25 protein-coding genes are annotated in these 19,499 nt (G+C 32.7%); all 25 read right to left on the bottom strand.

The window, feature by feature from the left end:
• Positions 1-57 precede the first annotated feature (57 nt).
• Positions 58-738: a helix-hairpin-helix domain-containing protein gene (locus ACY191_RS08465; protein ID WP_229367247.1), complete on the bottom strand. Its 681-nt coding sequence runs from the start codon at positions 736-738 to the stop codon at positions 58-60.
• Between the two features lie 48 nt (positions 739-786).
• Positions 787-1,506, bottom strand: coding sequence for a class I SAM-dependent DNA methyltransferase (locus ACY191_RS08460; protein ID WP_229367248.1), 720 nt, complete (start codon positions 1,504-1,506; stop codon positions 787-789).
• Between the two features lie 2 nt (positions 1,507-1,508).
• Positions 1,509-1,862 (bottom strand): ribosome silencing factor, encoded by a 354-nt coding sequence (gene rsfS / locus ACY191_RS08455; protein ID WP_042738542.1) that lies wholly within the window; start codon positions 1,860-1,862, stop codon positions 1,509-1,511.
• Positions 1,863-2,447, bottom strand: a complete 585-nt coding sequence (gene yqeK, locus ACY191_RS08450) for a bis(5'-nucleosyl)-tetraphosphatase (symmetrical) YqeK (RefSeq protein ID WP_229367249.1) — start codon at positions 2,445-2,447, stop codon at positions 1,863-1,865.
• Positions 2,437-3,009, bottom strand: coding sequence for a nicotinate (nicotinamide) nucleotide adenylyltransferase (gene nadD, locus ACY191_RS08445; RefSeq protein WP_107512985.1), 573 nt, complete (start codon positions 3,007-3,009; stop codon positions 2,437-2,439). Before nadD ends, yqeK begins: the two co-directional genes overlap by 11 nt.
• The gene (yhbY, locus tag ACY191_RS08440) at positions 3,009-3,299 is read right to left on the bottom strand and encodes a ribosome assembly RNA-binding protein YhbY (RefSeq protein ID WP_042738539.1); all 291 of its coding nucleotides are present in this window, start codon (positions 3,297-3,299) and stop codon (positions 3,009-3,011) included. The genes nadD and yhbY overlap by 1 nt, the downstream gene beginning before the upstream one ends.
• Positions 3,300-3,312: 13 nt before the next feature.
• The gene (gene aroE, locus ACY191_RS08435; protein ID WP_042738538.1) at positions 3,313-4,113 is read right to left on the bottom strand and encodes a shikimate dehydrogenase; all 801 of its coding nucleotides are present in this window, start codon (positions 4,111-4,113) and stop codon (positions 3,313-3,315) included.
• Positions 4,114-4,124: 11 nt separating this feature from the next.
• Entirely contained in the window at positions 4,125-5,231 is a 1,107-nt protein-coding gene (gene yqeH / locus ACY191_RS08430) for a ribosome biogenesis GTPase YqeH (RefSeq protein WP_042738537.1), read from the bottom strand.
• The gene (locus tag ACY191_RS08425) at positions 5,232-5,759 is read right to left on the bottom strand and encodes a YqeG family HAD IIIA-type phosphatase (RefSeq protein WP_042738536.1); all 528 of its coding nucleotides are present in this window, start codon (positions 5,757-5,759) and stop codon (positions 5,232-5,234) included.
• 15 nt (positions 5,760-5,774) lie between these two features.
• Entirely contained in the window at positions 5,775-6,461 is a 687-nt protein-coding gene (gene mtnN / locus ACY191_RS08420) for a 5'-methylthioadenosine/S-adenosylhomocysteine nucleosidase (RefSeq protein ID WP_042738535.1), read from the bottom strand.
• A 285-nt stretch (positions 6,462-6,746) separates the two neighbouring features.
• The gene (locus tag ACY191_RS08415) at positions 6,747-6,911 is read right to left on the bottom strand and encodes a hypothetical protein (RefSeq protein ID WP_157946391.1); all 165 of its coding nucleotides are present in this window, start codon (positions 6,909-6,911) and stop codon (positions 6,747-6,749) included.
• Positions 6,912-7,210: 299 nt separating this feature from the next.
• Positions 7,211-8,443, bottom strand: a complete 1,233-nt coding sequence (locus ACY191_RS08410; protein WP_229367250.1) for an NRAMP family divalent metal transporter — start codon at positions 8,441-8,443, stop codon at positions 7,211-7,213.
• A gap of 5 nt (positions 8,444-8,448) precedes the next feature.
• Complete coding sequence (gene pxpA, locus ACY191_RS08405; protein WP_042738533.1) at positions 8,449-9,207, bottom strand: 5-oxoprolinase subunit PxpA; 759 nt, start codon at positions 9,205-9,207, stop codon at positions 8,449-8,451.
• Positions 9,207-10,565, bottom strand: coding sequence for an acetyl-CoA carboxylase biotin carboxylase subunit (locus ACY191_RS08400; protein ID WP_229367251.1), 1,359 nt, complete (start codon positions 10,563-10,565; stop codon positions 9,207-9,209). Before ACY191_RS08400 ends, pxpA begins: the two co-directional genes overlap by 1 nt.
• A 22-nt stretch (positions 10,566-10,587) precedes the next feature.
• Positions 10,588-11,031 carry an acetyl-CoA carboxylase biotin carboxyl carrier protein gene (locus ACY191_RS08395; protein WP_042738531.1) on the bottom strand — a complete coding sequence of 148 codons (444 nt, stop codon included), beginning with the start codon at positions 11,029-11,031 and terminating at the stop codon, positions 10,588-10,590.
• A 2-nt stretch (positions 11,032-11,033) separates the two neighbouring features.
• Positions 11,034-12,038 (bottom strand): 5-oxoprolinase subunit C family protein, encoded by a 1,005-nt coding sequence (locus ACY191_RS08390; RefSeq protein WP_229367252.1) that lies wholly within the window; start codon positions 12,036-12,038, stop codon positions 11,034-11,036.
• The gene (pxpB, locus tag ACY191_RS08385; RefSeq protein WP_107528070.1) at positions 12,028-12,762 is read right to left on the bottom strand and encodes a 5-oxoprolinase subunit PxpB; all 735 of its coding nucleotides are present in this window, start codon (positions 12,760-12,762) and stop codon (positions 12,028-12,030) included. Before pxpB ends, ACY191_RS08390 begins: the two co-directional genes overlap by 11 nt.
• A gap of 1,095 nt (positions 12,763-13,857) precedes the next feature.
• The gene (greA, locus tag ACY191_RS08380; RefSeq protein WP_042738529.1) at positions 13,858-14,334 is read right to left on the bottom strand and encodes a transcription elongation factor GreA; all 477 of its coding nucleotides are present in this window, start codon (positions 14,332-14,334) and stop codon (positions 13,858-13,860) included.
• Between the two features lie 27 nt (positions 14,335-14,361).
• Positions 14,362-14,985 (bottom strand): uridine kinase, encoded by a 624-nt coding sequence (gene udk / locus ACY191_RS08375; protein ID WP_042738528.1) that lies wholly within the window; start codon positions 14,983-14,985, stop codon positions 14,362-14,364.
• Positions 14,985-16,256: a peptidase U32 family protein gene (locus ACY191_RS08370; protein ID WP_042738527.1), complete on the bottom strand. Its 1,272-nt coding sequence runs from the start codon at positions 16,254-16,256 to the stop codon at positions 14,985-14,987. Before ACY191_RS08370 ends, udk begins: the two co-directional genes overlap by 1 nt.
• 13 nt (positions 16,257-16,269) lie before the next feature.
• Entirely contained in the window at positions 16,270-17,193 is a 924-nt protein-coding gene (locus ACY191_RS08365; protein ID WP_107580188.1) for a peptidase U32 family protein, read from the bottom strand.
• Positions 17,190-17,831 carry an O-methyltransferase gene (locus ACY191_RS08360; RefSeq protein WP_229367253.1) on the bottom strand — a complete coding sequence of 214 codons (642 nt, stop codon included), beginning with the start codon at positions 17,829-17,831 and terminating at the stop codon, positions 17,190-17,192. The genes ACY191_RS08365 and ACY191_RS08360 overlap by 4 nt, the downstream gene beginning before the upstream one ends.
• Positions 17,832-18,416: 585 nt before the next feature.
• Complete coding sequence (locus ACY191_RS08355) at positions 18,417-18,746, bottom strand: DUF1292 domain-containing protein (protein ID WP_042738524.1); 330 nt, start codon at positions 18,744-18,746, stop codon at positions 18,417-18,419.
• A 17-nt stretch (positions 18,747-18,763) separates the two neighbouring features.
• The gene (gene ruvX, locus ACY191_RS08350; RefSeq protein ID WP_042738523.1) at positions 18,764-19,192 is read right to left on the bottom strand and encodes a Holliday junction resolvase RuvX; all 429 of its coding nucleotides are present in this window, start codon (positions 19,190-19,192) and stop codon (positions 18,764-18,766) included.
• 3 nt (positions 19,193-19,195) lie between these two features.
• The gene (locus tag ACY191_RS08345; protein ID WP_107527555.1) at positions 19,196-19,456 is read right to left on the bottom strand and encodes an IreB family regulatory phosphoprotein; all 261 of its coding nucleotides are present in this window, start codon (positions 19,454-19,456) and stop codon (positions 19,196-19,198) included.
• Positions 19,457-19,499: the final 43 nt, after the last annotated feature.

Genomic DNA, 19,499 nt, shown 5'->3' with positions numbered 1-19,499 from the left:
CTCCAATGTCGATTTTATTATAGATTTATTTCTATTATGACAGATTTCAACAAAAATCTATACGATAAAATATTCTCGTAACTTTTCAAATGTTTTTACGCCAATCCCATTTACTTTCTTTAAATCTTCAACTGTAGTAAATGCACCATTTTCATTTCTATACTCAATAATAGCCTTAGCTTTACTTGAACCGATTCCAGGGACGTTTTGTAATTCAGATTCCGTAGCAAGATTTAAGTTAATCTTTGTATTGTCAGTTTTTGTTGACTTTTTTACATTATTTTCATTTAGTGATTTCGATAAATTAGGTTGTGAGACTTCACCTTTTTTGGGAATATAAATCAACTTTTGATCTACTAATTTTTCTGAAAGGTTAATTTGACTTAAATCAGCATCACGTTGAACACCTGCTTTTTCTAATAGTTGCTTAACCCGATCCGTGCTTTTCATTTCATATAAATCCGGTCTTTTAACAGCACCCTTTAAATCTACAAAAACAGTCGTAGTTTGTTTAGCATCAGTTGATTTGTCTTTATTTGAACTTTTAGTTTGATTGCTATGAAGATTATTTGTTGCAAAATGTTCAATGTTATCTCCTTTATGTTGAACAATATCTTGTTGATTATTAAAGTTACTCAATAATAAAAATATAATGATTACGCACAATACACAAATACAAATTAAGAAATAGCGGTATTTTAATACAAACGATTTAATGTTTTCTATTATTGGTAGCATAAAAAATCACTCCTCAATACATTACACGTATCAAGGAGTGTTTTTACTTTATTTTTTTACAATAAAAAACAAGCGGTGCCCGTTTTCATCATCTTTATTATTTATATCAAAGTCTACAAATGTTTTTATCTTAGTAAATCCAGTTTGCTTTAGCATATCAATGTATTCATTTTTAGAATAGGTTCTTTGATAATGTGATTCATTAAAGCGTTCGTATTGTCCATTCTCTTTTTTAATAAAGAATGACATATCATGCCATACGCTATGTTTTTCCTCACCTTGTACAGCTTCCCATCCTAAATAAATATCTTCTGACTCATCAATGTAACTCTGATTATTAAAAAGTGTATCCATTTTGTGAGTCGTATGAACATCAAACATTAACACGCCATCAGCCATTAAATGCTTATTCACATGTTGAAATGTAGCAATAACATCATCTTGGTCTTGTAAATAATTTAATGAATCACAAAAAATAGTAATCACGTCAAATTGTCTGTTGAAATCAAAATCTGTCATATCTCCTTCAAGCCAATTCACATGTGTTGATTTTTGTGAAGCCATCGCTAACATATCAACGCTTAAATCCATGCCCGTGACATCATTATAAGTTGATAATAGTGATGTAAAACTGCCTGTTCCACAACCAATATCTAATATAGATGCGTTATCTTTAGCATGCGTTTGAACAATATCTAACCATGCATCATAGGGTTGATCTAATGTAAGTTGATCATAGAACAAACTCATTTCTTCATATTGAACCATAATTAATAAACAGCCTGTCCATATGTTTCTAACGGTGCATCTTGATATAATTTCTCAATATTGTAATAGTCTCTTTCATCTTTATGGAATACATGGATTACAACATCAGCTAAATCAATTAGAATCCATCTCGCTTCATTAAAACCTTCCATACGTTTCACTTCGATGTCTGCCTCGTTTGCCGCTTCTTTGACAGCACGTGCAATTGATTGAACTTGTCGTTCATTATTACCATGGCATATTACAAAGTAATCTGTCATATCACTAATACCTTGCATTTTTAACGAAATTATATCTTCTGCTTTTTTACTCTCTGTTGCTTCGACAGCAATGTTTAATAATTGATCTGAATTCATTTAATCATCCTTTACTCTTTCGTCACTATAATTGTAATAATTCAAGCATGCAATCGTCGCGTCAAATACATTGATATCTTTACCAATCAAATACATAACAGTGCGCTTAGATATTTCATATATTGTTTTATCTAAGCTACCTTGATTGTATGCTAAATCACGAATTTCTTCAACGCCTGGGGTCTTACGTCCAGGTTCAATGTAATCTGCAACAAAAACAAGCTTTTCCGTTTTTGTCATTTGTGCTCTACCCGTCGTATGATATTCAATCGCACTTAATACTTCATCATCGTATACACCATATTTTTCCTTCATAATAACAGCGCATACTGGTCCGTGTAAAATTTCCGAACCGTAGCTTAATAATTTACTATCTAGATTATGTTTTGTAACAATTTGATACATTTCACCTAAATCATCATATTTTGAATAATCATGTAAAATACCTGCTAATTCTGCTTTACCTTTATCTCCGTCATATATATCCGCTAGTTTCACAGCAGTTTCTGCAACTCTCAGTGAATGCTCAAATCGCTTTTGCGGCAATTTTTCCTTTACAATGTCTATTGCTTGATCAATTTTCATATAACCCTTCCTCTCGTATATAATGTTCTACACTTGAGGGTACAAGTACTTGAATATTGTTCTTGCGTTTCACATTCTCCCTAATTAATGTTGAACTTATATCTATGCGTGGAATATTAATTGCTACCATACCATCTTCAACATCCTGTGTTGATTGGCCTCTATTAACAATTACAAAAGTGATTTTGGCTTTTAGTTCATCAATCCTATACCATTTATCAAGTTGATCATACTGATCCGTGCCTATTACAAAATATAATTTTGCTGTTGGATATCGTTCCAACATTTGCAAAATCGTATCGAATGTATAGCTTTGACCTTTACGTTCTATTTCATCTAAACATATTTCACCGAAACCGAGTTCATCGATTGTACGCTTAATCATTTCAACTCGAAATTTCGCATCTAAATATTCATCTTGTACTTTTAATGGCGACATATAACTTGGTAAAAATATAAATTTATCTGGCTTTATCGCATGATTAACTTCGCTAGCTACAACCATGTGAGCTATATGAATCGGGTTAAATTGCCCACCGTAGATTACAATAGATTTTGTCATTATGGTAATTGAATTTGTTTATTGTCCGTTGATTCTTTGTATAATACAATCATTGACCCGATTACTTGTACAATTTCACTTTTAGTTGCATCACTTAAACTCTGCGCCAAATCATTTTTATCTTCAAAATTATTTTGTAACACATGTATTTTAATCAATTCTCTATTTTCAAGTGTATCCTTTATTTGCGTTACCATATTGTCACTAATTCCAGATTTTCCTATTTGGAAAGTTGGATCCACATTATGAGCTTTACTTCTTAAAAATCTTTTTTGTTTACCTGTTAACATTGTAAATTCTCCTCTATAACCTTTTTAATACTGCTTCTTTCATAACTTTAATATTAGGCATTTTTCCTGTCCAAATCTTGAAACTTTCAGCACCTTGGTAAACAAACATATCTAAACCATTATGGATTGGATTGCCATTTTCTTCTGCTTTTTCTAATATCGGTGTTTTAAATGGAATATAAACAATATCACTTACTAATGTGTGTTCTGCTAAATTATCAAGATTTATTGGAATTTCTTTGTTACTTTTCATACCCGCTGGGGTCGTATTTATAATAATGTCAAATTCAGATAATGCAGATTCCGCATCAGTCAGTGAAATTTTATTTATATCTAAATTCCAATTATCAAATCGAGACATCGTTCTATTAGCAACCGTTAGTTTTGGTTGAACATATTTAGTTAGTTCATTTGCAATTCCTTTACTCGCACCACCAGCACCAAGCATTAATATATAAGCATGCTCTAAATCGGGATACACTTGCTTTAATCCAGTTACATACCCAATTCCATCAGTGTTATAACCAATCCATTTATCATTCACTATTTTGACTGTATTAACTGCACCTACAGTTTCAGATTGACTATCAATTTCATCAAGATATGGAATGATATTTTCTTTATGTGGAATTGTAACATTAAATGCTTCTATACCCTTTTCAGTTATTATTTCTTTAATTAAATGAAATTTTTCTTGGGGTATATCAATTGCTTCATAAGATGCATCTTCATCATGTAGTGCTTCAAAATTCGCATTATGCATAGCAGGTGATAATGAATGATCTATTGGATTTCCGATAACCGCGTATTTCATAATTTACCCCCTTACATAATTGAATTTCTTAAAATAACATCAACATTCTTAGGTACACGGACAATAACCTTTGCACCTTTATCAATTGTGATAAAGCCAAGTCCAGAAATCATCACATCACGCTTTTCTTTACCCGTTTCGAGACGTACAGCTTTAATATTTTGTAAATCAAACTGCTTTGGATCATTCGGCGGTGCTAATAATGAACCAATTTGATTTTTCCATAGCTCATTTGCTTTTTCAGTCTTGGTTCTGTGTATATTTAACTCATTTGAAAAATAACAAACTAACGGACGTTTGCCACCACTTACATAGTCAATACGTGCTAAACCACCAAAGAATAACGTTTGATCTTCATTTAGTTGATAAACACGCTGCTTAATTTCATTTTTCGGCATAATCGTTTTAAGCTCTTTGTCACTCACAAAGTGTGTCATTTGATGCGCTTGAATAATACCAGGTGTATCAAACATGAACGATGTTTCATCTAATGGAATATCTATCATATCTAAAGTTGTACCAGGGAAACGTGATGTTGTTACGACATCTTTTTCTCCTACACTACGTTCAATTAATTTATTAATCAAAGTTGATTTCCCAACATTTGTCGTTCCAACGATATAAACGTCATCATTTTTACGAACACTATTGATTGATTCTAACAATTCTTCAATTCCTTCATTCTTCATCGCTGAAATAAGGACAACATCATCAGCTTCCAAGCCGTATTTTCTTGCGGTTTTTTTCAACCATTCTTTAACACGACGCTTATTAATTTGCTTTGGTAATAAATCTAATTTATTAGCTGCTAAAATAATCTTCTTATTGCCTACGATTCTTTTCAAAGCATTGATAAATGATCCTTCAAAGTCAAATACATCTACCACATTGACAATTATGCCATTTTTATCAGCTAAACCATTTAATAAATTTAAAAAGTCCTCACTGTCTAAACCCACGTCTTGTACTTCATTGTAATTTTTCAATCTAAAGCAACGTTTACATATAACATCCTCGCGAAATAGATTATGTTCTGGTACATATCCAGGTGCGTCAGGATCTTCTGATTGTAATGGTGCACCACAACCGATACATTTTAATAATTCAGTCTCAGTCAATCAATTTTCCTCCCATGTGATATAGCCTTTTTTTCTAAAATGTTGTAATAAACGACGTTCGACAAGTCTGTTGAATTTAGTAATAAAACCATCTGTATGTTTTACCGGAACTACCATAATAGTAAATAATCCTCGACGATTTCCTCCAAAGACATCAGTCATCATTTGATCTCCAATAACAACAATTTCAGCAGGATCAAGTTGCATTGATTGTGCCGCTTGGTTAAAAGCACGACCTCTAGGTTTTCTAGCTTTAAAGATATAATCAACTTCTAATGATTTTGAAAAGCTTGCTACTCTACGTTCGTTATTATTTGATACTATTGTAATCGTCATACCAGCTTCATTAACATCTTTAAACCATTTTTTAACTGCATCTGTTGGTTCAGCTTCATCCCAACCAACGAGTGTGTTATCTAAATCAGTAATGATACCTTTCATACCTGAGTCAGCAAGTTTTTGTATATCTATTTGGAATATTGATTGTACATATTCATTTGGCATAAAATATTTTTTTATCATACCCATTTTCTTTTCACCTTTTTATATAGATTTAATTAAACGTTCGACAATTTCACTTGATGAAATTGCTGCTTTTTCTAAAAATGCATCAAAAGTAATACCTGCATCTCCATCAGCTAAATCAGAAATCGCTCGCGTGATAATAAATGGTAAATTAAACTGGTAACATGTTTGTGCTATTGCAGTCGCTTCCATTTCTGCAGCCAATGCATCTTTAAAGTTCTCCTTAATAGTCGCACGTTGTTCAAATGTACCAATAAAACTATCACCACTGACAATAAGTCCAATCTTAGCAGTTAATTGCTGTTCTTTAATAGCCTCAGTTGCCTTCTGTAATAAATTACTATCACTATCGAAACTTGCTGGCATTTGTGGAATTTGTCCCAATTCATATCCAAATGCTCTAGCATCTGCATCATGATACATTACACGATCACTTACAACGACATCTCCAACATTTAACGCTTTGTCTAATGCACCTGCAGAACCAGTATTAATGATTAAATCGGGTTTAAACTGTTCGATTAATAACGTTGTAGAAATCGCAACATTAACTTTACCAATTCCACTTTGCGTTAAAACGATATCTTTACCTTCTAATTGTCCTTTATAAAAAATAACATGCGCTATTTTTATTTCTTCTAATGCATTAATTTTATTTTTTAAGATTGCTACTTCCTCTTCCATAGCACCTATGATACCTATCATTATAATTCACCTCATCTTAAAATCCTAGCCTTTGCTATTCTACCATATTTATATTCATAGCTCGATCTTAGATACAATATTTCCGCTGATTTCATGCAATTTCAGTCACATTCATCTCCATACAGTATTAATATAATCGAATTTATTTTTTACAGTAAAAAACAGATAAAAACAATTTTTTATCTGCCTCGAAAAATTTATTAATTTAAAAAGTATAGACCATCTTTGCAAACTGGTCAAATATTCATTCAAATTACATTACTTAACATTAAAAGTTCCCTAACATTAGTAGTATCTTCGAGGAAACTCATAAGACATTCTCGGTGTTTCATATACACTGTGCCATGTCATTCGTAATAATGGCATCACACTTGCCATTGCCATACAAACTAATGATATGAGTACAATACCAATAATAAGTACAATTACAAAATCTATAATTCTTTCCATCTCAAACATCCCTTACTATTGAAAACATAGCTATAAAATATAATACATTCTATTTTAGCAATACATTTTATAATATACTACATTAAATAAAATAGTTAAATGTTTGAGCTAATTATAAATGTAATTAAACAGTCGATTTTTTGCACAATCTAAATATTCAATAATAAAAAAACTGTCAACATAGGTTTTATGTCGACAGTCTATAAGTTCTAAATTTAAATCTTATTTCAAAATAATAGTATCACGAGTGTATCACGGGGACATTTTTGAACAACATTAACTATTGCATTATAGAAATCTTAAGATCCCCATAATTCTGTTAAACCTTGCAGTGAGAACACCCCTGTTACAATCGTAACAACGACTGCAATAATACCAAATACGAGCATCCATGTCGGGTGTTTATAGTCACCAACGATAGATTTACGTTTACTTGCGATAAGGATTGTTCCTAATGTTATTGGTAAGATTAAACCATTTAACGCACCTGCTACAATTAATAATGTAACGGGCTTACCTAAGAACAAGAATACGAGTGTAGATACAACAATAAACGTGATAACAATAATATTTGTTTTATTATTTATAGATTTGTGTAAAGTTTTCAAGAATGTTGCACTTGTATAAGCAGAGCCAATCACTGATGACATAGCGGCAGCAAATAATACAATACCGAATATGTTTCTACCAATCGGACCTAACACATGTTCAAATACTGATGCTGGTGGGTTCTCAGAGTTTAAAGTTACACCTGTTACCACAACACCTAATACCGCTAAGAATAATAGTGTTCTTAATACACCAGTTGTTAAAATCCCTGCTACTGCAGCTTTATTAACAAACGGCAAAAATGATTTTCCTTCTACACCTGAATCTAAGATTCTGTGTGCACCAGCAAAGGTAATGTATCCACCTACAGTACCACCAACTAAGGTAATAATTGGTAACACTAATGCAAGTGGTTGCTCTGGCATTACCATATGTGTTGCTGCTTCTAAATATGGTGGGTTTGCTTTAAACATAACAAACGCTACTACAGCAATCATTAATACACCTAAGAACATTGTTACAACATCCATTATTTTTTGTCCACTTTTACTAATGAAAATCGCAATTGATAGTACTGCTGTGATTGCCGCACCAATTTTAACGTCTATTCCAAAAATTGCATTTAATCCTAAACCAGCTCCAGCAATATTCCCAATATTAAAGGCAAGTCCTCCAATACCAATTAATATTGAAATGAAAGTGCCAAGGCCTCCTAAAATTTCGTTGGCAACTTCTTGACCACGTTTTCCAGTAACAACTAATATTCTCCAAATATTAATTTGAGCACCAATATCAATTAGTATTGATAATAAAATGGCGAATGCAAAACTTGCAGTGAATTGTGCTGTAAAAACTGCAGTTTGAGTTAAGAAAGCGGGCCCTATTGCAGATGTCGCCATTAAAAATACGGATCCTAACAGTAACCTTTTATGATTTTTTGTGAAACTTTCCTCTGTTGCTTTCGGCTTTAATTTATCTCCCATTTTGTTTATCCCCCTATTTTGGTAATAGAAATACCTTCTTTCGTTAAACGCTCTCTGATTTGAGATACGAATTCCAATGCATGTGCGCCATCCCCATGGACACAAATTGTATCTGCTTGTATGTCTATTTCATTTTTGTTCTTTGTAATTACTTTTTGCTCAGTTACCATTCTCAATACTTGATTGATAGCCTCTTCAGTATCTGTTATCAATGCGTCATTATCTTTCCTACTTACTAACTGACCATCATCTTCATAACGTCTGTCAGCAAATACTTCAGAAGCCGTTTTCAATCCAACTGCTTGTGCTTCTGAAATCAATAAAGTATTGGACAAACCTACATAAATCAATGTTTTATCAAAGTCATACACTGCTTGGGCAATCGCATTAGCAATTTCTTTGTTTCTAGCACCCATCTGATATAATGCGCCATGTGGTTTAACATGATTTAATTGCACATCATGAATTTTACAGAACCCATTTAATGCACCAAGTTGATACACTACGACGTCATAAACTTCATCTGGTGTTAAATCCATATTTCTTCTGCCAAAGCCTTGTAAGTCAGGTAAACCTGGATGAGCACCTATACCAATATGATTTGCTTTAGCTAGTTTAATCGTTTCATTCATTACGTGTTGATCACCTGCATGAAATCCACAAGCGATGTTAGCAGAAGTAATTAACGGTATAATATCTGTATCTCCACCGAATGAGTAATTACCAAATGCCTCTCCTAAATCACAATTTAAGTCGATTTGCATTATGATTCCCCCTTGATAATTTGATGTCTATCTAAGAATTTTATATCAACATCTCTTGCATCACCTTCAGCATATAACGGATATGAAAGTACTCCATATAAAAAGTCAGCTGTAGTTGTAAATCCATCAATAACCATTTCATCTAATGTTACTTTCAATTTATGAATTGCTAAGTCACGATTGTCAGCCTTTACAATTACCTTCGCGACCAATGAATCATAATTTGGTGACACAGTATAGCCTGGGTATAACAGACTATCTACTCTTACGTTAAACCCTTGTGGTAAATGTAATGCATTTACTTTACCTGGTGAAGGTTGGAATTGCTTTTCTGGGTTCTCTGCATTAATACGCGCTTCAATAACGTGCCCATCAAATTGCACTTCAGACTGATTAAATGGCAACTCATTATGTTGCATCAGGTAAAGTTGTGCTTGCAACAAGTCTCTATTTGCACGCATTTCTGTAACGGTATGTTCTACTTGAATACGTGCGTTCATTTCAATGAAATAATAACTATCTTCGGTCACTAAAAATTCTATTGTTCCCGCACTACGATAGTTTGATGCTTTGGCAACTTTTACTGCATCATTACAGATTGCAGTTCTTTTTTCTTCAGTTAATGCTGCACAAGGCGATTCTTCAATTAACTTTTGATTTTTTCGCTGAACAGAACAATCGCGTTCTCCTAGATGTATATAGTTAAATTGACCATCACCTAGCACTTGTACTTCAACATGTTTCGCAACAGGTATAAATGCCTCTACATAGATACGATCGTCATCAAAGTATTTTTTTCCTTCACTTTTAGCTTCTTTAAACAGTTTTGGTAGTTCAGGTGCTTCTTTTACTATGCGAATACCTTTACCACCACCACCACTCGCTGCCTTAAGCACAAGTGGATAACCAATTTCTTCAGCTATATGTTTTACTTCTTCAACAGTTTTCACATCATCTGTTGAACCAGGAATGATAGGTACTCCAGCTTGATCAACGGTTTGTCTTGCGGTGATTTTATCACCCATTAATTCCATTGTTTTATATGTTGGTCCGATAAAATAGATATCATTTTCTTCAACTTTTTTAGCGAAAGACGGACTTTCTGATAAAAATCCATAACCTGGATGAATTGCATTTGCGCCGGTTATTTCTGCAGCGCTAATAATTCGATCTTGATTTAAATAACTATCTAACGGATTTGCTTCTCCAATACAAATTGCTTGATCAGCTAAGCTGACATGTAGACTGGATTCATCCCCTTTGGCATAAATAGCAACTGTCTCGATTCCTAATTCTCTACATGCACGGATGATGCGTACAGCAATTTCACCTCTGTTTGCAATTAAACAACGATACAATGCAAACGCCCCTTTCAGAAATTTATTTTACTTTGATAATGGCTTGATCATATTCGACATTAGTTCCGTGTGATACTAGAATTTCATCAACCACACCTTCTACATCGCTAGTCACTTCATTTAGGACTTTCATTGCTTCAATATAACCAATTGTATCGCCTTTCTTGATTTTATCTCCTACATTGACTAAAGGATTTGTAAGTTCCTTTTCATCTTGTAAGAAAAATGTACCGACCATCGGTGCTTTCACATAGTCAACGCTTTCATCTGATGCTGCTTGCTGTTGATTTGTACTTTGTTGTGAATCTGAATTCTGCGGTTGAGTGGCCGCATTTCCCACACTTTGATTAATCTGATTGTCTGTAAAATCAAATTCAATTTCTTGCTCATAATCTTTATATTTAAATTTCTTCATGTCATTATCTTTAACAAGTTTTATTAATTGCTCTATTTTTTCAAAATTCATCATTATTCCCCTTTTAATAAATTTTTAATTCTTGAAGCTGTAGGTCTTAATTGCTTCAAATCATATATTGGTTTTTGCTCTATGTTTGTTAACTCTTGAAGAAATTTATGTTCTTTCTCTTTTAATTGTTCAGTTGCTTGTTCAACAGATATCCATTCAAATTGAATTTCAGATCCAGGTTGTTTTTGTGCAAGAACTTGTAAATCCATGGCACAAACTGTTGCAATTTTTGTATATCCACCTACTGTTTGTTTATCATTAAGTAAAATAATTGGATTACCATCATTTGGCACTTGGATACTTCCCAGTGCTACAGGTTCAGAAATAATATCGGCCGACGCTATTGGTGGAATACTATCACCTTGTAGTCTATAACCCATACGATCTGATTGCTCTGATATTTTAAATACAGATGATGTAAGCGCATTTATTGATGTTTCTGAAAATGCATCGATCTGAGGCCCTTCAACGATATGGATAATCTGTTGGTCGAATATCTCTTCATTGTAATTTGCACTTAGACCAATGCGCGTTGTATAATTCTTCACTTTTTCTGTTGTTAATACGTCATCTTTTTTTAACGTTCTACCTTGATAACCACCAATTTGACTTCTTGTGTGTGTCGAATAGCTACCTGCGATTTTAGGTAATTGTAATGGATTAGCAAAATTTAAATAGCCTCGAGCACCTTTCGTTACTTGACCGATTTCTAAAACATCACCTTTTTTCACGTTAATGACTGTATTCTGATCAATATTGTCGCTATTTAAGGTAACGTTAAAACGGGCTCCCGTCATAACAATAGCATTATCTGCTAAAAATTCTATGGTAGGTCCAATTACTGTATATTCAATTGCTGGTCCTTCATGGTTCAATAACGCTTGACCTAATCGAAGTGCATTATCATCTAATGCACCCGCAGACGAAAATCCTTGATCCTGATAACCTACTCGACCTTTATCTTGGATGGTACTAAATAATCCTGGTTTTAATATTTTAATGCTCATAATCAAACTTCACCCACTTTTCAATATTAAAATCATCTTGTGTTTGTTCCTGTTCAATTTGTTGATAAGTGTCTTTATCAATTGAATAAAATTGAATCGAATCTCCTGCTTCGTACAAACACATCGGTTCACGATTAATATCAAATACATTGATAGGTGTTCGACCAATAATTTGCCAACCTCCAGGTGATTGCTTCGGATATAATCCAGTCTGATTATTTGCGATACCTACCGAACCAGCTTCTATCTTTGTCCTTGGCTCTTTGCGTCTAGGTGTATGCAAATTAGCATCTAAGCCTCCTAAAAATGGGAACCCTGGCATGAAACCTAGCATATAAATTAAATATTTATTGCTGCTATGTATTTTGACAACCTCTTCTGTTGTTAAATCATTGTAAGTTGCAACTTCTTCAATATCCTGACCATATTCCCCTCCATATAGTACAGGTAAATGAATCGTCTTATTTCTTAATTGTTTCTCATTTATTGAACTTATATCCAATTGTTCCAAATCCAAGTCATTTAATACTTCGTTCAACGTTGAAATATTAGTATCAACATATAACATAATTGCTCTATAAGAAGGTATTATCTCAGTTATCGACTGAAGTTGTTTATCCTTAATATATTGAGACACATGTTGTACCTTTGCGAACGTTTTAGGATCAATTTGATTTTCAAAGTAAATCATAATTGTTTGCTCGTTAATTAATTTAAATTCCAAAAACATTCTCCCCTTTATGTTATTAACAATTCGTTTTTGTAAAATATTTAATTGTACGCTTAACATTTTAATTATATCATCAATTTAAGTTATATGTTTAATTACAAAAAATTATAATTGTTAATAACCTATCCTAATCATATAACTTAAACCTGTAATAATCTTTACTTTTAGAAAATTTAGAAAATAAAGTTTATTATTAGTAATAATTTACCAAATCGCACAGCTGTCGTATAGATATTTCTTGCTAAAGTGTAAAATCCCACCTTAAACAACCTATTCATATTTGCTAAAATTCAATTTTGTAATTTATAGCACTTTAGTCATATGAGAATACTTCAATATGTAACTATAAATATAATTATTATTTAGTCATGTCATCATGCTCAATTGAGTTCACTTTAAAAGGATTAATTGTTCTATAAACAGGAGTTTGTTTTTGTGCTAACCATTAACATTCGAATGCGATCAGTTAAAGCACTTTCGATTTTGCATCTAGAGAAAATCGCTTGGATTTATATATATGTAAAAGGGATGATTTTTAACATCATTTTAGGATAATAAGAAGAAACACCATAGGAATAGTTCACTTCGTCGACTTCACTGTCTGAAATAATTTCTACTAAATGCTCTTTACAATGTGTGCGCTATCGTTTTTAATGATAAGCCTTTCTGTTTCCATAGGTGAGTGAATTGAGACATATTCTAATTTTTATACATAAGACACCTCGTCAATTTAGTTTAGTGGAATGTATTTAATTATAAGTATATGTCTTACTTTTTTAGTAATAACATATTAGAACTTCATATTGTTTGCGAATGACTGTGAGCGTAGTATACGTGTCGAGACCAATTTCGATCGAGTACCTTGGTAAGTGAGCAATAAAATTACAGATTATTGAAATAAATAATAAGCCCATCAAAGATTTTAGACCTTTGATGGGCTTAATGCTACGTATTTAAGTTCCAGATTCATTATAAACATGTTAGAGTCGTTCTTGTTCTGAAACTATATGTTATACAATCAAATAGTGACCGGTTATGCTCATACTTTTATCAACATGAGTAATAGTTTAGACAGTATTTTGATTATAATTATTTGATATTGACAATCTTAACGTTAATTTCTCCACCATTTGGTAATGGTACACGTACTTCGTCTTCTAATTTTTTACCAATTAAACTTTTAGCCATTGGTGATTCATTAGAGATTTTACCTTTAAATGCATCTGCCTCTGCAGATCCAACGATTTGATAACTTTCTTCTTCATCACCTGGTAATTCAATAAATGTAACTGTTTTACCAAGTTGTACTTGATTATTGTCACCAGTATCTTCGATGATTAACGCATTTCTTAACATATGTTCAACACGTTGGATATCTTGTTCGATAAAACCTTGCTCGTCTTTCGCAGCATCATACTCAGAGTTCTCAGATAAATCACCGAAAGAACGCGCTACTTTAATTTTTTCAACGACTTCAGGACGTTTTACTGTTTTTAATTCTTCAAGTTCACGTTCTAATTTCTCAAATCCTTCTTGAGTCATTGGATATTGTTTTTGATTTTCCATAGTGTCATCTTCCTTTACATATACATACTATTGTTTACTTACTAATGTTTGAATCTTTGTTGTCATTATATCGATAGCTACTTTATTACTTCCACCTTCTGGAATAATAATATCTGCATATCTCTTTGTCGGTTCAATAAATTGATTATGCATTGGTCGAACCACATTTAAATATTGATTAATTACAGACTCCATCGTACGACCTCTTTCTTCTGTATCACGTAAAAGTCTTCTTAAAATACGTAAGTCTGCATCTGTATCGACATAAATCTTAACATCCATTAAGTCTCTTAATGTTTTATTTTCCAATGCAAAGATACCTTCTACGATAATAACATCTTTTGGCTCAAATGCAATCGTTTCATCGCTTCTCGTATGATTTGTGTAATCATACGTAGGTACTTCAATTTGTTTACCATTACGCAAGTCATTTAAATTTTCGATTAGCAAATCGTTATCGAAAGCAAATGGATGGTCGTAATTTGTTTCCAAACGTTCTTCAAATGTTAAATGCGATTGGTCTTTATAGTAATAGTCTTGCGCTAATAATGCAACACTATGACCTTCTAAATTTTTCATAATTTCATTTGTTACAGATGTTTTACCTGAACCTGAGCCACCAGCAATACCAATAATTGTCGTACTTTTCATTATCCAATTTCCTTTCTCATCATGTTGTTCGGATAAATTGGATGATCTACTTTAATTTGCACGATTTGCAATGGATGACGTGCAGCATCAAGTTCATTACCCTCTTCATCGTATATCTTATCAACAACTTGTCTAAATGTTTCGATTTCTGGACCAAAGAATTCAATTTCTTGGCCCGGTTTAAAATTATTGCGTTGTTGAACCGTAGCAATATGTGTTGTTTCATCATAATCTAATACTAAACCACAAAAATCAAATGGCGATTTCTTTGAACCTTGCTCACCAAACATTTGTTCTTCAAAGCCAGGTGTCCCTTCAATAAAGGCTGAAGCAGTGTCTCTATTGGCACATTTATCTAATTCAATTAACCATTCAGGTTTAATTTTAAAGTTTTGTGGATCTGCGGCATATGCGTCAATAACCTTTCTATATACTGACACAACTGTCGCAATATAATGAATTGATTTCATTCTACCTTCAATTTTTAAAGAGTCAACACCAATATCCATCATATTAGGTATAGATTCAATTAACTTTAAATCTTTAGGACTCATAGCAAATGGTGTAACTTCACCCTCACCGTCATAGTAAAGATCTAATTCTCCATCTTCATCAACCTCTAACAAGTCATAATCCCAACGACAACTTTGACAACAACCACCACGGTTAGAATCACGTGCTGTCATATGGTTACTTAATGTACAACGACCTGAATAAGCTATACACATTGCACCATGTATAAATGACTCAATTTCAATGTCAACTTTATCTTTCATTTCTTGCATTTCCATGGCACCTGTTTCACGAGCCAACACAACACGGTCCAATCCTTCTTCTTTCCAAAATTCAACCGCTTTATAGTTCGAAAGTGATTGTTGTGTCGATAAATGAATTTCTAATTTTGGAGCAACGCGTTTACACGTTTCAATAATTAATGGATCTGCCACGATAATACCAGTTGCGCCTGTTTTTTCAAGTGCTCTGAGGTATTCATCTAACCCCTCAATATTTTCATCATGTGCAATGATATTGGTCGTAACATAGATTTTTGCTCCATAACGATTCGCGAATTCAACACCCTCTTTGATTTCTTCCATCGTAAAGTTATCAGCATTTGATCTCAAGCCATATTCTTGTCCACCAAGAAACACCGCATCCGCACCATAATGAACCGCAATTTTTAATTTTTCTAAATTTCCAGCCGGGGCAAGAAGTTCAGGCTTTTTTATTTTAGGTAGTTGTTGTGCATTTTCTTTTTCTAAAACTTTCATTCTTAAGCCCTCCTTAGTAAACCGTTTGTTTAAATAAGAATCCTTCGTCAAATGGACGATGTTCCGGTTGAATTGCCTCAATAGGATCAACTAGCATAAACTTCTCATCTTCATATGCTTCAGGATCTTCATGATATAAATCGATTGCTTCTCTATATTGTTCAGTACACACGTTAATATATGCTTCAGTTTGTAAAACACCATCAATTTTCAACGAGTCAATTCCTGCTTCTAACAGTGAATCTAATTCTTCAATCAAGCAAATATCATTTGGCGACATAATATGTGTACCATTGTAATCTTCATATACAGGATATTTGTTATCTCGTTCTTCATCATATAATAAGAGTTCATTCGCCTCTTTATTTCTCTGAATTTTCATTTGACGCTCTTGAAATGTATAATAATTGCCTAATAACATACGTTTAGATTGGAACATGCACGTCATACCATGAACTTGTACTTCAACCTCAACGTTAGTATTTGCTTTAATATTTAAAATTTCTTCTAAGCTTAATTCTCTCGCAAGCTGTGCACGTTTAGCACCCTTTTGTCCCCAATAATTACATTGGAAATGGTTCGTTACAAGTGCTTCTGCGTCCCAGTTTAGCGGAATCGGATTCTGTTGCGCTTTAACATACATAACTACTGCTGGATCACCAAAGATAATTCTATCAACTTGAATTTCATGTAAAAATGCTATGTATGATTCTAATGCGTTTAAGTGGTAATTGTGAAAGATACCATTTACTGCGGCATATGCTTTTTTTCCATGTTTATGGATTAACTTTACAGCTTCTTCCATATCTGTTCTATTAAATTCACCTGCAAGTCTTAATCCAAATTTCTGTTCACCAATAACAAAGGCATCTGCACCCTTATCAATTAGCGTACTTATATGTGCTACAGATTTTGGAGTAACTAATAATTCAGTCATTTTGAAGCTCCTTTAATTGATATTGCTAAACCATCATCGATATTTAAAAAGTTTGTAGTGTAATTTTCATTATTCATCAACCATTCATTGTAAGACTGGACTTTCTTAACCATTTGACGTACATTGCGATTTCTAACTATGTCAATATCTGCAACGAAACCATGATATAACACATTATCTGTTATAACCATACCGCCTTCTTTTAGTAATGGTGTATAAAGTTCGAAGAATTTTTGTGATTGTGCTTTAGCTGCATCGATAAAAATCATATCGTAAACTCTATCATTTACCTGTTCAAATTGTTCCAATGCATTACCCACAATTTGTCTTATTTGCGTATTAAAACCAAATGTCGTTCTGTTGTTCTTTGCTTGTGACAACATAGCTTCATCTCGTTCTATTGTTGTAACATGAATATCAGATGAGACTGATGCAAATTGCATTGAGCTATAACCAATTGCTGTGCCAATTTCCAATATCTGTTGTGGTTGATGTATTCTAATTAATTGTTTGATCATATCTAATGTTAAACGATCAACGATTGGAACATTATTCTGTTCAGCATAAGATCTTAATGATTCTATTCTTGAATCAGTTTGTTTGTGTAATTCTAATAAATACAACTGATTTTTATCCATTGTAATAACTTCCTTTATGGCAAAATGATTCCCTTTAATTCTCAATAAAATAAATCAGTCCTCTAAACTGACTGATTACTTTAAGATATCAAAATTAACATGTTTGTTTTTAATAACAATTAAACTGATTTCATCATTTAATATTCAATTACAATCATGCATATATCATTTCCCACTTAAATTTAACTTTATATATTTTACCATAAAGTAACGAATATTATAAGTGTAAATTGTTTGAATGACTGTTGATTAACTGACTTTTAATAGATTATTTGTGTTACCACTTTGAGTTAATGCAAACCTTGTTTTTCATCTTGCGTTTTAAAGTTCTTGAAAAATAAAGAATTAAACTATATTAGCTATATTTTGACATAACATAACCGCCTTAATCTAAATGCTTCCCACCCAATGTTACACTTAACAACCAGTTATAGGAAAATGTATAACACATTATGTTTCTACAATTAAAAAGCGAGTCAACCCAATTAAGGATTGACTCGCTTGCTTTCGAGAGTAGGAAGATGATTTCCAATCTCATACTAATTTAATTATCATCGTTCAGACTAAAATAAATCAGATTATCATTTAGTGTTCATGATCGTGGTCATGATCATCCATTTCTGTATTGACGATTTCTTCAATCATATCCCATTCTTCATCTGTTTCTACTGGTAAGAATTTACCACCGTCACCATTTTCATCAGCTTCATTAATCATTGGGATTAATTCTACTAAATCATCGTCATCAGATTCTGCGCCTTCTTCTGCAAGAATCACATACTCTTTCTTAAATTCTGGATGATAGAATTCTAAAACTTTACGGTATAAGACTTCATTACCTTCTTCATCGTATAAAGTTAATAATTCCTCTTCGTTGTTAATTTGTAATTCTGCATCATGATTATGTTCTGTCATTGTATAACGCTCCTTTATTATTGAATAGAATCTAAATAACCTTGCAAGATGAATACTGCTGCCATTTTGTCTATTACTTTTTTTCTTTTCTGTCTTGAAACATCTGCCTCTAGTAAAGAACGTTCAGCGGCCATCGTACTCAATCGTTCATCCCACATAATAATCTCTAATGATGGCAATGCTTCTTGTAGTTGCTCCTTGTATTGTAACGAAGCCTCGCCTCGAAATCCAATAGAATTATTCATATTCTTTGGCAATCCAATTACAACAGAGCCTACTTTTTCTTTTTCTATTATTTTCACTAATGCTGCTATACCTAAATCGCCATTTGCTTCATCTATTTGGAGTGTATCTAACCCTTGGGCTGTCCAACCCATTAAATCACTTATTGCTATACCAACAGTTTTACTTCCTACATCTAATCCTATTATTTTATGCTTTAGCATTGCTTACTTATCATTCTCAGTTAAATAATTTGAAACTAATTCTTCCATAATATCATCACGATCTATACGACGGATTTGATTTCTAGCTTCATTGTGACGCGGAATATAGGCAGGATCTCCAGATAAGAGATAACCTACAATTTGATTTACAGGATTATAGTTTTTTTCTTCTAACGTTTTGTAGACATTTTGCAATACTGTTTTGACATCTTCTTTAGGAATTTCATCATAATTGAATTTCATTGTTTTATCAAAGTTTTCCATTGTTAAACACTCCTTAAATCGCGCAAATAATTTCTATACTTTA

This window comes from Staphylococcus sp. TCBT05 (genome assembly GCF_055179755.1).
The sequence above is the reverse complement of the archived record's forward strand: the minus strand, read 5'-3'. Positions and strand labels throughout refer to the sequence as shown.

Excerpts from the sequence above, each read along its gene's own strand:
- ACY191_RS08465 (WP_229367247.1), bottom strand. The coding sequence starts at position 738 with ATGCTACCAATAATAGAAAACATTAAATCGTTTGTATTAAAATACCGC.
- ACY191_RS08460 (WP_229367248.1), bottom strand. The coding sequence starts at position 1,506 with ATGGTTCAATATGAAGAAATGAGTTTGTTCTATGATCAACTTACATTA.
- rsfS (WP_042738542.1), bottom strand. The coding sequence starts at position 1,862 with ATGAATTCAGATCAATTATTAAACATTGCTGTCGAAGCAACAGAGAGT.
- yqeK (WP_229367249.1), bottom strand. The coding sequence starts at position 2,447 with ATGAAAATTGATCAAGCAATAGACATTGTAAAGGAAAAATTGCCGCAA.
- nadD (WP_107512985.1), bottom strand. The coding sequence starts at position 3,009 with ATGACAAAATCTATTGTAATCTACGGTGGGCAATTTAACCCGATTCAT.
- yhbY (WP_042738539.1), bottom strand. The coding sequence starts at position 3,299 with ATGTTAACAGGTAAACAAAAAAGATTTTTAAGAAGTAAAGCTCATAAT.
- aroE (WP_042738538.1), bottom strand. The coding sequence starts at position 4,113 with ATGAAATACGCGGTTATCGGAAATCCAATAGATCATTCATTATCACCT.
- ACY191_RS08425 (WP_042738536.1), bottom strand. The coding sequence starts at position 5,759 with ATGGGTATGATAAAAAAATATTTTATGCCAAATGAATATGTACAATCA.
- mtnN (WP_042738535.1), bottom strand. The coding sequence starts at position 6,461 with ATGATAGGTATCATAGGTGCTATGGAAGAGGAAGTAGCAATCTTAAAA.
- ACY191_RS08415 (WP_157946391.1), bottom strand. The coding sequence starts at position 6,911 with ATGGAAAGAATTATAGATTTTGTAATTGTACTTATTATTGGTATTGTA.
- ACY191_RS08410 (WP_229367250.1), bottom strand. The coding sequence starts at position 8,443 with ATGGGAGATAAATTAAAGCCGAAAGCAACAGAGGAAAGTTTCACAAAA.
- pxpA (WP_042738533.1), bottom strand. The coding sequence starts at position 9,207 with ATGCAAATCGACTTAAATTGTGATTTAGGAGAGGCATTTGGTAATTAC.
- ACY191_RS08395 (WP_042738531.1), bottom strand. The coding sequence starts at position 11,031 with ATGAATTTTGAAAAAATAGAGCAATTAATAAAACTTGTTAAAGATAAT.
- ACY191_RS08390 (WP_229367252.1), bottom strand. The coding sequence starts at position 12,038 with ATGAGCATTAAAATATTAAAACCAGGATTATTTAGTACCATCCAAGAT.
- greA (WP_042738529.1), bottom strand. The coding sequence starts at position 14,334 with ATGGAAAATCAAAAACAATATCCAATGACTCAAGAAGGATTTGAGAAA.
- udk (WP_042738528.1), bottom strand. The coding sequence starts at position 14,985 with ATGAAAAGTACGACAATTATTGGTATTGCTGGTGGCTCAGGTTCAGGT.
- ACY191_RS08370 (WP_042738527.1), bottom strand. The coding sequence starts at position 16,256 with ATGAAAGTTTTAGAAAAAGAAAATGCACAACAACTACCTAAAATAAAA.
- ACY191_RS08365 (WP_107580188.1), bottom strand. The coding sequence starts at position 17,193 with ATGACTGAATTATTAGTTACTCCAAAATCTGTAGCACATATAAGTACG.
- ACY191_RS08360 (WP_229367253.1), bottom strand. The coding sequence starts at position 17,831 with ATGGATAAAAATCAGTTGTATTTATTAGAATTACACAAACAAACTGAT.
- ACY191_RS08355 (WP_042738524.1), bottom strand. The coding sequence starts at position 18,746 with ATGACAGAACATAATCATGATGCAGAATTACAAATTAACAACGAAGAG.
- ruvX (WP_042738523.1), bottom strand. The coding sequence starts at position 19,192 with ATGCTAAAGCATAAAATAATAGGATTAGATGTAGGAAGTAAAACTGTT.
- ACY191_RS08345 (WP_107527555.1), bottom strand. The coding sequence starts at position 19,456 with ATGGAAAACTTTGATAAAACAATGAAATTCAATTATGATGAAATTCCT.